Raw genomic sequence first — 12024 nt, 5'->3', positions numbered from 1 at the left:
GCAGGTGCGTGGTCGTGCATGGACGTGGCTGGACGTGGGTGGATGCCCCTCGTCACCGGACTGCCGCCACCAAGACGGCGGGCCGCCCCTCGTCAGGAGGGACGGCCCGTACGGTGTCGGTCAGTGGTCGCCGGAGACGGGCCGTCAGCCGCTGCCTGAGCGGCCCGTCGGTCGCTGCCGGGAGCGCCCCGTCAATCGCTGTCGGGGGCGGTCCGGGACGTCCGTACCAACAGGGCGGCGAGCGGTGCCAGCAGACCTGCCGCACCGACCCACAGCCGCCACGCACCGTTGTCCGGCACGGCCAGCAGCGCCCCCATGCTCAGCAGCGCACACACCAAGCCGGCCAAAAGCGGCTTCGGGACGGTGGCGGACCAGGCGGCGCCGAGGTCCAGCAGCCGGACCTGCCGCCCGGCCCCGGGGAGCGCCCCGCGGTCCGGGCCCGGCGCGGCTGCTTCCATGCCCTGCGCCACACGGGCGGGCACCGCACCCGGCAACTGCCAGCCGTCATCGCCGATCAGCTCGGCAAGCACATCCTTGCCCCGACGCCGCTGCGGATGCCACACCAGCAGCCCTGATGCCCCTGCCAGGACAGCCCCCGCGACGGTGCTGGACAGCTCGCCGTGGAAGGGGACGGTCCGGTCCGTGCCGTCGACGCCGAGCAGCAGACACTTCAGCTGCCGGGTGTTCTCCCGGCGTTGGCGCTCGGCCGCCTGATCCGTGCCCTCGACCGGCGGGGCGTCGGTGTGCTTTCCGCCGCCTGTGACACGGACCCGCAGGGCGACCCAGTCCTCGCCGGTGCTGCGTGCACCCCGGCGTGTGACGCCCTCCCGCCACCAGCCGGCGCAGAGTGCCAACGTCACCAGGATCCAGAAACCGGCGGCCACCCAGGACGTGGCGGCTTCCACCGTCCGCCCGGACAACTTCCGTTCCACTTCTGCCCGTTGGTCATCACCCACGGCGCCCAGCTCGGGGTGCGCCGGGACGTAACCGACGTACAGCTCACCGCCGACCTCCTGGCGCCGTTCGGTGTCCGCCGTGAAGCTCGCCGGAACCCCGCGTCCACCCTGCCCGTTAGCCGGCGGAAGGAGGACGGTGTACTGGGCGGTGGCATCTGCGTTCCGCCCGCGCCCCTCGGTCACCTCGTGCTCGATGGCGGCGATACGGAGTTTGCCGGTGACCGCGCCGGCCTCGCGCAATGCCGCTGCCCGGCCCCCGGAGTCCGGTTCCGCCACCGCGAGCGCGATCCACAGGCACACCAGCGTCGGCAGCCCGACCAGCAGGCCGACGGCACGGAGCGACGGCCATGGCGTGCCGTGCAGCCGCGCGGGGACGGCTGCAGGTCGGGCTTCGCCCGATGCCGATGAAGCGGCCCGCACCGCCCGCGCGTAGGTACGGTCCCGGGCCGCGCCGGCCCGGAACACACTCACCCCGACGGCACCCAGGCACAGCGCCAGCACCCCGAAAGCAAGCCAGACGACGACCGTCCGCACTCCCCCGGCCCCGAGAAACAGCCATGCCGCGGTGAGCGCCACCAGCGCGAGGGGCGCGGCCACGGTCACCCACCGGCCGCTGCGTGCACCGACCGCCCCAGCCGGAACCGGCCGCGCCGGGTCGCCCGGCTTGGACAGGGTCACCGCGGACGGCTGATCGCCGGTCATCCGAACGCTCCGAACTTGTCCGTGTCCGGGGATTCCTTCATCTTCTTCGTGCCCTCTCCGGCATGCCGGCGCGCATCGGCAGCGGCGCCGGGCTTGTCCTTTTCCTTGTCCGCGTTGGGGTCGCCATTGATCGCCGCGTCCATGTCCTTGACGATGTTGCCCTCCATCCCCAGGCCGATACTGATCGGGGCCCGCCCCGGCCGCACGAATCATCGGAACGCACACGACGGCGGCGGCCAGCCCCTGATGGGGGGCGGCCGCCGCCGTGGTGATCTTCGGGTGGTCTCCTGGGACCGGTCAGCGTCAGGCGCCGGGGAGTTCGCCGCTCTTCACAGCAGTGACGAAGGATGCCCAGGCGGGCGCCCCGAAGAGGAGGGCGGGACCGTGGGGGGCCTTGCTGTCACGGACGGGGACGATGGCGGGGAAGTCGTCGGTGACTTCGATGCACTGGCCGCCGTCCTGATTGCTGTAGCTGGACTTGCGCCAACTGGCAGCGGCCAGGAGGTCATCGGAGACCTCGATGCACTCGCCGCCGTCCTGGTTGCTGTATGAACTCTTGCGCCAGGTAACGGTGCTCAGGTCGATGGCTCGCACGAGGCTTCCTCCAACATCTGCCTGATGAACTTCCGTGAGGCAACCGGGGATAGGGCTAGGTCACGGACCAGATCGTAGCTGAGCTGAAGTCGTTCGGCTGCTGCCGTTTCCTCGACAAGTTCGCCGGAATATCCGGTCTCCACCCATGCCACGGTGCGACCGTCCGGGAGCCGCAAGAACATCGTGTCCGTGTTCGTCAGGGCGTGGAGTCCGCGTTGCTGCTGAACGACCTGAACCATGACGTGTGGCCGGTCCCCCATGGTCACCAGGTGCTCAAGCTGCTCACGCCATTCCTCGGCGTCAGCCAATGGTGTGCGTAATACGGCCTCGGACAAGATGGTGCGGAAGCGCGGAGCATCGTCACCATCGAGCAACTCCCGGCGCCCGACTCGCGCTTGAACGTGCCGGGTCAGCTCGTCATCGCTGCTGCCTCCCACCGAGAGCAAGTCGCGTGCGTAGCCACCTGTCTGAAGCAGGCCGGGGAGAGCACTCACCGCGTAATGCCACATGCTCACCGCCTCGGCTTCCAGCGTCATGTACCGCCGGTACCGCTCGCGGAACTGCGTAGGATCCCCCGCCGCCAACTCCCACAATGTCAGCAGCAGCCCCGGCGTCCCGTAGTGCTGGTCCAAGGCCTGCGCGACCTCCGGGCCGCCGAGGGTCTCGCCCTTCTCCATCTTGCCGAACAGCGACCAGTCCCAGCCCAGTACGTCGCCGAGCCGGCGGAGGCTGTCGCCCTTCTGGGCCCGTAGTAATCGCAGCTCTTCTACGTAGCGCTGGCGGGGCTCCTGGCTGCGACCGGTGACCGCTCGCCTCGGTGGCATGGCGACCTCCTCCGTGGAAGGTGTGGAACTAACGGTGCGTGGCGGCGAAATACGGCCCACAGGCAGCATTCGCCCGCCTTTCCGGCCGCTTGCCGTAAAGGCCGGAATACACACGGTAGTTGCGTGCCGGTCCTCCGGGCAGGGAAATGGCGGACAGGGGGCGATACCGGGGGCGGTGCTCATGGCGACGGCGCAAAGGGCGGCGGCCGCCGGATGCTCCGACGGCCGATGAACCGGTTGTGCGGGGACGGTGGGGCCCCGCTGGGGCCTTACGGGTGGTAGAGCTCGGCGATCTTCGTGGCGGCGCCGTGGTCCACGGTCACCTGGACTGTGACGTTGCCGAGCTTGGCCGCCTTGCGCAGGTCGGTGAGGCTGCACGGGCGGGTGCCGTAGCCGGAGCCGTCCAGCTGGACGCGGCCGTCGGGGTCCCCGCAGAGTGCCGCCGCGCCGAGCACCTTGGTGCTGTCGAGCACGTGGAAGGCCTGCTCCATACCGCGCTTCGGGGCGACCATGAGCTTGTAGTCGGTGAGCCACTTCAGCGTGCCGACCCAGGTGCCGCTGACGCCCTGGCGTCCGGCGGAGGAACCGCCCTGCCCACCGGAGCCGCCCGTCGCGGAACCCTGGCCTCCGTTCGTGCCCGTACGCGATGCGCCCTTCCCCGGTGCGGCCCCGGAGCCACCGCCCGCCTGCTGCCCACCCGCCGAGGACGAGCCCGCGGAGGCGCCGCCCGAGGAGGAACCGCCGGACGCAGCGGCACCGCCGGACGCGGAGCCACCGGACGTGGAGCCACCGGACGCGGAGCCACCGGACGTGGAGTCCCCCGCCTTCGAGGCGCCGTCGGGCGCTGCCTGGCTGCTCGAAGCGGAGGGCGCGGGCGCGGCCTTGTCGTCGCCGTTCTGGCAGGCGGTCAGCGAGAGCGCCGCGGCGGCGACGAGCGAGGCGACGGCAAGACGGCGACCGCGGCGCAGAGTGGTGGTGGCGAGCGACATGAGGAATCCCCCGAGCTGGTGAGTGGTGTCCGTGGTGTCCTTCGGCGTGACACCCATGACTCTCGTCGGGCCGGTTAAAGATCCACTAACGCGCGGGTAACCAGGCCTCACGTCCCGTCAGATGCGTCCGGCAACTGGGGAGGGGTGAGTGGAGGGGTGGGTGGAGGGATGGAGGGGCAGACGGGCTGAGGCCTCCACCTGGTGGGCGGTGGAGGCCTCGGGACAGCGCGCAGGGATGCTTGTGCGGAGAGGGATCAGGCGGCGACCGTCACCTCGGCCTCGTCGTCGGCCGGGGAGGGGGCCGGGTGGGTGGGCGACGGCTTGCGCAGGCCCTTGAGGAGGATGACCAGGGCCGTGCTGACGGCCGTACCCGCGGCGATGGCGAGCAGGTAGAGGAGCGGCTGGCCGATCAGGGGGACGACGAAGATGCCGCCGTGCGGGGCGCGGAGGGTGCAGCCGAAGGCCATCGAGAGGGCGCCGGTGACCGCGCCGCCGGCCATCGCGGAGGGGATGACGCGCAGCGGGTCCGCGGCGGCGAAGGGGATCGCGCCCTCGGTGATGAAGGAGGCGCCGAGCACCCAGGCCGCCTTGCCGTTCTCCCGCTCGGCCTTGGTGAAGAGCCGGCTCCGGACGGTCGTGGCCAGCGCCATCGCCAGCGGCGGCACCATACCGGCCGCCATCACCGCGGCCATGACCTTCAGACTGCCCTCGTTGGGGTTGGCGAGGCCGCCGACCGCGAAGGCGTACGCCACCTTGTTGAGCGGGCCGCCGAGGTCGAAGCACATCATCAGGCCGAGGATCACGCCCAGGATGATGGCGTTGGCGCCGGTGAGGCCGGACAGCCAGTCCGTCAGCCCCTTCTGCAGCGCGGCGATCGGCTTGCCGATCACGAGGAACATCAGGAAACCGACGATCGCCGAGGAGATCAGCGGGATGACCACGACCGGCATGATGCCGCGCAGCACCGGTGGGATACGGACCCGCTGAATCGCCATCACCACGGCGCCCGCGATCAGTCCGGCGATCAGACCGCCGAGGAAGCCCGCGTTGATGGTGAGCGCGATGGCGCCGCCGACGAAGCCCGGGACCAGGCCCGGCCGGTCCGCCATGCCGTACGCGATGAAGCCGGCCAGGACCGGGACGAGGAAGCCGAACGCGACGCCGCCTATCTGGAAGAGCAGCGCCGCCCAGCTGGCGGACTCGGTCCAGATGAAGTGCTCGGCGACGGACGGCGCCTTGTTGATCGTGTAGCCGCCGATGGCGAAGGCGAGCGCGATGAGCAGACCGCCCGCGGCGACGAACGGCACCATGTAACTGACTCCGGTCATCAGCCACTTGCGCAGGCGGGTGGCGAAGCCGTCGCCCGCGTCGGCGCCTTTGTCCATGGGGGCGGCGGCCCGTGCGGGGGCGCCGGCCTCGCCGTGTGCGGCCTTCTGCCGTACCTCGGCGATGAGTTCGGCGGGGCGGTTGATGCCCGCCTTCACCCCGACGTCGACGGTCGGCTTCCCGGCGAAGCGCTCCTTCTCCCGTACCTCGACGTCATGCGCGAAGATCACGCCGTCCGCGTCCGCGACGAGCTGCGGGTCGAGCCGCTTGAACCCGGCCGAGCCCTGGGTCTCGACGAACACCTCGACACCGGCGGCCTGCCCGGCCTTCTCCAGTGACTCGGCGGCCATGTAGGTGTGCGCGATGCCGGTGGGGCAGGAGGTGATGGCGACGATGCGGAAGGGGGCGGCCGGGGCGGGAGTGGCGTCGGGAGTGGTGTCGGTGGCGGCTTCGGAAGGGGCGCCACTGGCGGGGGCCTCGGCGGCTGCTGGGGTGGTGGGGGCGGCGTCCGTCGTCGCCTGCGGCTCGGCGTCCCGCTCGGGTCCGGGCTCCGCCGCCGGTCCGGCCACCTCCGGCTCGGGGACCGCCGGTTCGGGGACCGCCGTCTCCGGGACCGCCGCCGGCTCGTCCCCGCGGATCAGCGCCGCCGTACGCTCCGGTTCGGTGGCGGACCGGAGCGCGCCGGTGAAGGTCTCGTCCATCAGGTGCCGGGCGAGGGTCGAGAGGATCGACAGATGGTCGGCGTCGCCGCCCGCCGGGGCCGCGATCAGGAAGATCAGGTCGGCCGGGCCGTCCGGTGCACCGAAGTCGATGCCGGAGGCGCTGCGCCCGAAGGCCAGCGTCGGCTCCGTGACGTGTTCGCTGCGGCAGTGCGGAATGCCGATCCCGCCGTCCAGGCCCGTCGGCATCTGGGCCTCGCGTGCGGCGATGTCCGCGAGGAAGCCCTCCAGATCGGTGACGCGACCGGAGGTGACCATCCGCTCGGCCAGGGAACGTGCGGCGGCATCCTTCGTTTCTGCGGACAGGTCGAGGTCGACCAGTTCCGCGGTGATCAGCTCACTCATCGCGGGCTCCCTTGCGCGCGGTACCGCCGTGGGGGCGGTGGGGACGGGACGGGGGGTGGCTGGGGCGCCTCCCGGTGCGGGCCGGGGGAACGGCCAAGGGGGTGCAGGGGACCCGGAGGTCGGCGGAGACCGGGAGGTCGGGACCAGGGGAGGAGACCAGGGGGTCGCAGGGGACGGTGGAGGGACGGGGGCCGCGGCGGGCGGGCCCAGCAACGGCTCGGCAAGGGGAAGCGGTGACCACGGCCCGGCACGCGGCGCTCACGGCCCTCACAGCAACAGCCCGGCGCGCGGCCCTCACGCCACGGACCCGGCACCCGGCCCTCACAACAACGGCCCGATACACAGCACTCACGGCCCTCACACCAACGGCCCTGTACACAGCCCCCACAACAACGACCCGGCCCGCCGCACTCATGACACCGGCTCCGTCAGCAGGCGGTCGAACGGCACCGCGTCGGTGGTCCGGACGGCGGCCGTGTCCAGATCGTCCGGGGTCGGCATCAGGCTGCCGGGCAGCTGGACGGCGGCCGCGCCATGGGCCAGCGCGACGGCCAGTGCCAGGGGGCCCGAACCGCCCGCCGTGAGGAAGCCCGCCAGCGAGGCGTCGCCCGCGCCGACATTGCTGCGGACGGCCGCGACCGGGGCACTGCCGAAGTAGGCGCCTTCCTCGTCGACCAGTAGCTGGCCGTCCGCCCCCAGGGAGGCCAGTACGGCGCGGGCGCCCCAGGCGCGCAGCTCCTCGGCGGCCTTGACCGCGTCACCGAGGGTCGCGAGCGGGCGGCCTACGGCCTGTGCCAGCTCCTCGGCGTTCGGCTTGACGACGTCGGGGCGTTCCCGCAGGGCCGCGGTCAGCGAGGGGCCCGAGGTGTCCAGGGCGATCCGGGCGCCGGCCCGGTGGGTGCGGGCGACCAGTTCCGCGTACCACTCGGGGGCCAGACCGCGTGGGAGGCTGCCGCAGCAGGCGATCCAGTCGGCGCCCACGGAACGCTCGCCGACCGTGGTGAGCAGCGCCTCCGACTCCTCGGCGGTCAGCTCGGGACCGGTCGCGTTGATCTTTGTGAGGGTGCCGTCGGGTTCGGCGACCGAGATGTTGGAGCGGGTCTGACCGGCCACCGGCACGCCCGCCACCTCGATGCCCTCGGCGCCCAGCAGCCCGGCCAGCGCCGCACCGGCGGGACCGCCCACCGGCAGTACGGCGACGGTGCGATGCCCGGCGGCGGCCACCGCGCGCGAGACATTGACGCCCTTGCCGCCGGGGTCGATCCGGTCGGCGGTCGCCCGGAGCACGGCCCCGCGGTCCAGCGCCGGGATCTCGTACGTACGGTCCAGGCTGGGGTTGGGGGTGACGGTCAGGATCATGCGCGAACTACTTCCGTGCCCGCACGCTCGATGGCGAGGGCGTCGTCGGGGCTCAGGCCCGTGTCGGTGATGAGCAGGTCCACGTCCGACAGTGCGCCGAAGCGGGCGAAGTGCTGCTGCCCGAATTTGGCGGAGTCGGCGAGGAGGACCACCCGGCGGGCGGCGGCGATCAGCGTCCGCTTGACGGCGGCCTCCGCGAGGTCGGGGGTGGTCAGACCGCCGTCGGGGGAGAAGCCGTTGGTCGCGAGGAACAGCACATCGGCGTTGATCTCGCGGTAGGCGCGCAGCGCCCAGTCGTCGACCGCGGCCCGGGTGCGGTGCCGGATGCGGCCGCCCACGAGGTGGAGGGTGAGCCCGGGGTGGTCGGCCAGCCGCGCGGCGACCGGCAGACCGTGGGTGACGACGGTCAGCTCGGCCTCCAGCGGGATCTCGGCGGCGAGCCGGGCGGCGGTCGTCCCGGCGTCCAGAATCACGCTCCCGGAGCTGCCGGCGCCGCCTTCGCCGCCGGGGAGCTCGGCGAGCGCGGCCCGTGCGATGCGCTGCTTCTCGTCGGCGGCGACGGCGTCCCGCTCGGCGAGGTCGGGCTCGAAGTCCAGCCGGCCGGCCGGGATGGCTCCGCCGTGCACCCGGCGCACCAGACCGGCCCGGTCCAGGGCCTTCAGATCGCGCCGCACGGTCTCGGCGGTGACCTGGAACTCCTCCGCCAGGGAGAGCACATCGACCCGGCCGCCTTCACGGGCGAGCCGCAGAATCTCCTGCTGGCGCTCCGGTGCATACATCTGCGTGAGTGTCCGTTCCATGCCCGAGCCTGTGGTTTCAGTGCGAGGCTACGCCTGGATTTCAGCAAAGTAAACAGACTCGGGCTTCGGTCAGACTCAAACGGACATCTACTGCGAGATGCGGGCGCTCCCCCGCAGGTCCCGGACGCGATGGCGGGCGCTCCCCCGCAGGTCCCGGACGCGACGGAGCCCCGACGCCGGAAGGGGCATCGGGGCTCGTCCGTCACGGACCGGGCCGCGGATCTCGGTGCGCGCGACCGCGCGCTCTTTAGGCGGCCGCGTCGAATCCCGTGTCATGCGCCATCCGCTTCAGCTCCAGCAGCGCATGCTTCTCGATCTGGCGGATCCGCTCACGGGTCAGGCCGTGCTGCTTGCCGACCTCGGTCAGCGTGCGCTCGCGGCCGTCCTCGATGCCGTAGCGGGCCTTGATGATCGAAGCGGTGCGGTGGTCGAGACGGTCGATCAGGTCCTCCAGCTCCTCGCTGCGCAGCAGCGTGAGCACGGACTGCTCGGGCGAGGCCGCGGAGGTGTCCTCCAGCAGGTCGCCGAACTGGGTGTCGCCGTCGTCGTCCACCGACATGTTGAGGCTGACCGGGTCGCGCGCCCAGTCGAGTACGTCGGTGACGCGGGCGGGCGTGGAGCCCAGCTCGCCGGCGACCTCCGCCGGCTCCGGGTCACGGCCGTTCTCACGGTTGAACTCGCGCTGCACCCGGCGTATCCGGCCCAGCTCCTCGACGAGGTGCACGGGCAGCCGGATCGTGCGCGACTGGTCGGCGATGGAGCGGGTGATGGCCTGGCGGATCCACCACGTCGCATACGTCGAGAACTTGAAGCCCTTGGCGTAGTCGAACTTCTCCACGGCACGCACCAGACCGGCGTTGCCCTCCTGGATCAGGTCCAGCAGGGGCAGCCCGGCGCGCGGGTAGCGGCGGGCGACCGCCACCACCAGACGGAGGTTGGAACGGATGAAGATGTCCTTGGCCTTGGCGCCCTCCTCGACCAGCCTTTCCAGCTCCTCGCGGCCGGCGCCCGCGGCATTGCCGTCGGCGACCTCGCCGTCCAGGATCTGCTGGGCATAGACGCCCGCCTCGATGGTCTGGGACAGCTCGACCTCCTTGGCCGCGTCGAGCAGTGGCGTACGCGCGATCTCGTCGAGGTACATGCCGACCAGGTCGCGGTCGGCGATCTCCCCGCCTATGGCGCGAACACTGTTGGCCCCGTCGGAACCGCTGCTGCTTTCCTGACGGCGGGCGACGGCACGGGTTGCCATGCGTGTGCTCCCTTTGCGATGAGTCGGTCGCGGGACGGTGGGCGGGCCGGGTGGTGGCATCGAAGCCGATGCTCAGCGACTGGCCCGTCCGAAGGAAACAACGGCTGGAATCCGGACAGAATTCCCAGGCTGCCCCGCTATTTTTCTGATCATGCAGTACCCTGCGCCCCCATTTAGGAGGTCACATGCTGCAACAACACGGGGAAGTGCAGGTCAGGGCGGGCGCTGAGGCCGACCTCCCGGCCCTTACGGATCTTTACAACCACTACATCCGTGAGACGTGCATCACTTTCGACCTGGAGCCCTTCACTCCGGAACAGCGCCGCCCGTGGTTGCTCTCCCACCCCCAAGACGGGCCGCATCGTCTTCTGGTTGCCCAAGAGGCGACAGACCGGATGAAAAACCCGCACAACGGGGCGGCTTCCGCGTCCGGGCGCCCGGGCGGTGCGCTGCTCGGTTACGCGACCAGCAGCGCGTTCCGACCGAAGGCCGCCTATGCCCCGTCCGTCGAGGTCACCGTCTACTGCGCCCCGCGCGCCGCCGGCCGGGGCGTCGGCACGCTGCTCTACAAGGCCCTGTTCGAGGCACTGGCCGACGAGGACGTGCACCGCGCCTACGCCGGGATAGTCCTGCCGAACGAGGCCTCCACCCGCCTCCACACCCATTTCGGCTTCCGGCACATCGGTACGTATACGGAGGTGGGCCGCAAGTTCGGCCGCTACTGGGACGTGGCCTGGTACCAGAAGGACCTGGGCTGAACCCGCTCGCCACCGGGCCCCCGCCGCACCGCGGGGCCCCCGCCGCGCCGCGCCCGGTTCCGGTGCCCGCCGTTCCGGTTGCCGCGTACGGCACCCGGGTGTCGCCTGGACTGGAGGGGGCAGCGGGGGAAACCGAGAGGAGCCCGCCATGGACCAGCACGCCCAGCGGCACGGCGCGAGGGCCGCCCGCTCCCACGGCACCGTCGAAACCGAACACGGCGCGACGACCACCGCCCGTACCCCGCAGCCGGCCCCGGGGATGGCCGGGATGAAGGAACGGGCCAGGCACATCCCGCCGACCGTGTCGTTGCCGATCATCACGGCGCTCGCCTTCGGCCTCTTCACCATCTTCCGTACCCACACCGCCGGCGACAAGGGCGGTCCGGCCATGCTGTACGGGCTGGCCGCGTTCGTGGTGTCGGGGGCACTGGGGCTGGTGGTGGCCCACTTCCAGTCGTCCCTGATCACCGAGACCCGGGCGGCCGCCTACGGTGCGCTCTTCGGCTGCTCGATGGGCTGGGTCTACAGCCTCGGCGGCGAAAGCATCCTCAAGTCGTCCGCCTTCGGCTTCACCATGGGCGCCGTGATGTTCGTCGCCGCCCTCTACGTCTTCCGCACCCACCGCACCCGCGAGCCGCACGGCCTGCACCGGCCGCACGAAACCCACCACCGGGGCGGCGACCGGACGCACCGGCTGCCGGTGGCCACGCACTGACGCCCCCCATCCCTTGGCCTCACCGGTGAGGCCACCAGCCCTTGACCTCACCCGGTGACGCCACCAGCCCTTGACCTCAACCGCAATTGAGGTCCTAGCGTCCTTGGCATGACAACGCCCTCACGCCCCTCGACACCGGACGCCCCCACACGGGACGCGGCGACACCGAACGCCCCCACACCGGACCCCGCCGGCCCGCCCTCCGCCGCGGGGTCCGCCCCCGGCACCGCCGGGAAGGTCTTCACCCCCACGGAGCGCGCCTACCTCGCCGGCCAGCCGCTGGCCCGTCTGGCGACCACCGGGCCGGACGGCGGGCCACAGGTACGCCCGGTCGGCTTCGTGCTCAACGACGACGGCACCCTCGACATCGGCGGGCCCGCACTGCGTCGCAGCCAGAAGTACCGCAACGCCCAGGCCCGCCCCGAAGTCTCCCTGCTCATCGACGACATGGCACCGGCCGACGACCCGGTCGCGCCCGGCTGGGGCCGCGGGGTGGAGATCCGCGGCCGCGCCGAACTGCTGACCCTCGACGCACCTCCGATGGCCCCCGACTTCTTCAGCAACGACGTGATCCGCGTCCATCCGCGCCGCATCATCAGCTGGCACCTCGAACCGGACGACGGCCGCGCCGGGTCCCGCAACCTCGGCTGAGCCCCGGCACCGACCCTCCCCCACCTCACACCACCTG

The 12024-nt window shown here is 71.8% G+C and carries 12 protein-coding genes; 3 read left to right on the top strand and 9 right to left on the bottom strand.

What is annotated here, in order from left to right:
• Positions 1 to 191: 191 nt before the first annotated feature.
• The 9 genes from STRNI_RS24725 to STRNI_RS24685 all read right to left on the bottom strand — a co-directional run bounded on the left by STRNI_RS24725 (position 192) and on the right by STRNI_RS24685 (position 9863).
• Entirely contained in the window at positions 192 to 1658 is a 1467-nt protein-coding gene (locus STRNI_RS24725) for a hypothetical protein (protein WP_277412016.1), read from the bottom strand.
• Positions 1655 to 1825 (bottom strand): hypothetical protein, encoded by a 171-nt coding sequence (locus tag STRNI_RS24720; protein WP_159487891.1) that lies wholly within the window; start codon positions 1823 to 1825, stop codon positions 1655 to 1657. Before STRNI_RS24720 ends, STRNI_RS24725 begins: the two co-directional genes overlap by 4 nt.
• Positions 1826 to 1961: 136 nt before the next feature.
• On the bottom strand, positions 1962 to 2252 hold the full coding sequence (locus STRNI_RS24715) for a DUF397 domain-containing protein (RefSeq protein WP_277412015.1): 291 nt from the start codon (positions 2250 to 2252) through the stop codon (positions 1962 to 1964).
• A complete protein-coding gene (locus STRNI_RS24710; protein ID WP_159487887.1) occupies positions 2234 to 3076 on the bottom strand; it encodes a DUF5753 domain-containing protein in 843 nt (280 codons plus the stop codon). The genes STRNI_RS24715 and STRNI_RS24710 overlap by 19 nt, the downstream gene beginning before the upstream one ends.
• Positions 3077 to 3345: 269 nt before the next feature.
• Entirely contained in the window at positions 3346 to 4122 is a 777-nt protein-coding gene (locus tag STRNI_RS24705; RefSeq protein WP_277412014.1) for a hypothetical protein, read from the bottom strand.
• 197 nt (positions 4123 to 4319) lie between these two features.
• A complete protein-coding gene (locus tag STRNI_RS24700; protein ID WP_159487883.1) occupies positions 4320 to 6455 on the bottom strand; it encodes a PTS fructose transporter subunit IIABC in 2136 nt (711 codons plus the stop codon).
• Between the two features lie 411 nt (positions 6456 to 6866).
• Positions 6867 to 7814 (bottom strand): 1-phosphofructokinase, encoded by a 948-nt coding sequence (pfkB, locus tag STRNI_RS24695; protein WP_018091179.1) that lies wholly within the window; start codon positions 7812 to 7814, stop codon positions 6867 to 6869.
• Positions 7811 to 8593 carry a DeoR/GlpR family DNA-binding transcription regulator gene (locus STRNI_RS24690; protein WP_026169899.1) on the bottom strand — a complete coding sequence of 261 codons (783 nt, stop codon included), beginning with the start codon at positions 8591 to 8593 and terminating at the stop codon, positions 7811 to 7813. Before STRNI_RS24690 ends, pfkB begins: the two co-directional genes overlap by 4 nt.
• A gap of 268 nt (positions 8594 to 8861) precedes the next feature.
• Complete coding sequence (locus STRNI_RS24685; protein WP_018091181.1) at positions 8862 to 9863, bottom strand: sigma-70 family RNA polymerase sigma factor; 1002 nt, start codon at positions 9861 to 9863, stop codon at positions 8862 to 8864.
• A 185-nt stretch (positions 9864 to 10048) separates the two neighbouring features.
• Here STRNI_RS24685 and STRNI_RS24680 point away from each other — a divergent pair, with 185 nt between their 5' ends.
• From STRNI_RS24680 to STRNI_RS24670, 3 genes are all read left to right on the top strand, one after another.
• Positions 10049 to 10621: a GNAT family N-acetyltransferase gene (locus STRNI_RS24680; RefSeq protein ID WP_277412013.1), complete on the top strand. Its 573-nt coding sequence runs from the start codon at positions 10049 to 10051 to the stop codon at positions 10619 to 10621.
• Between the two features lie 148 nt (positions 10622 to 10769).
• Positions 10770 to 11336 (top strand): hypothetical protein, encoded by a 567-nt coding sequence (locus STRNI_RS24675; RefSeq protein WP_277412012.1) that lies wholly within the window; start codon positions 10770 to 10772, stop codon positions 11334 to 11336.
• 108 nt (positions 11337 to 11444) lie between these two features.
• On the top strand, positions 11445 to 11987 hold the full coding sequence (locus STRNI_RS24670) for a PPOX class F420-dependent oxidoreductase (RefSeq protein ID WP_159487877.1): 543 nt from the start codon (positions 11445 to 11447) through the stop codon (positions 11985 to 11987).
• Positions 11988 to 12024 lie beyond the last annotated feature (37 nt).

The sequence above is a fragment of the Streptomyces nigrescens genome, from assembly GCF_027626975.1.
Taxonomy (GTDB): Bacteria; Actinomycetota; Actinomycetes; order Streptomycetales; family Streptomycetaceae; genus Streptomyces; species Streptomyces nigrescens.
The sequence above is the reverse complement of the archived record's forward strand: the minus strand, read 5'-3'. Positions and strand labels throughout refer to the sequence as shown.

Excerpts from the sequence above, each read along its gene's own strand:
- STRNI_RS24725 (WP_277412016.1), bottom strand. The coding sequence starts at position 1,658 with ATGACCGGCGATCAGCCGTCCGCGGTGACCCTGTCCAAGCCGGGCGAC.
- STRNI_RS24720 (WP_159487891.1), bottom strand. The coding sequence starts at position 1,825 with ATGGAGGGCAACATCGTCAAGGACATGGACGCGGCGATCAATGGCGAC.
- STRNI_RS24710 (WP_159487887.1), bottom strand. The coding sequence starts at position 3,076 with ATGCCACCGAGGCGAGCGGTCACCGGTCGCAGCCAGGAGCCCCGCCAG.
- STRNI_RS24705 (WP_277412014.1), bottom strand. The coding sequence starts at position 4,122 with ATGGGTGTCACGCCGAAGGACACCACGGACACCACTCACCAGCTCGGG.
- STRNI_RS24700 (WP_159487883.1), bottom strand. The coding sequence starts at position 6,455 with ATGAGTGAGCTGATCACCGCGGAACTGGTCGACCTCGACCTGTCCGCA.
- pfkB (WP_018091179.1), bottom strand. The coding sequence starts at position 7,814 with ATGATCCTGACCGTCACCCCCAACCCCAGCCTGGACCGTACGTACGAG.
- STRNI_RS24690 (WP_026169899.1), bottom strand. The coding sequence starts at position 8,593 with ATGTATGCACCGGAGCGCCAGCAGGAGATTCTGCGGCTCGCCCGTGAA.
- STRNI_RS24685 (WP_018091181.1), bottom strand. The coding sequence starts at position 9,863 with ATGGCAACCCGTGCCGTCGCCCGCCGTCAGGAAAGCAGCAGCGGTTCC.
- STRNI_RS24680 (WP_277412013.1), top strand. The coding sequence starts at position 10,049 with ATGCTGCAACAACACGGGGAAGTGCAGGTCAGGGCGGGCGCTGAGGCC.
- STRNI_RS24675 (WP_277412012.1), top strand. The coding sequence starts at position 10,770 with ATGGACCAGCACGCCCAGCGGCACGGCGCGAGGGCCGCCCGCTCCCAC.
- STRNI_RS24670 (WP_159487877.1), top strand. The coding sequence starts at position 11,445 with ATGACAACGCCCTCACGCCCCTCGACACCGGACGCCCCCACACGGGAC.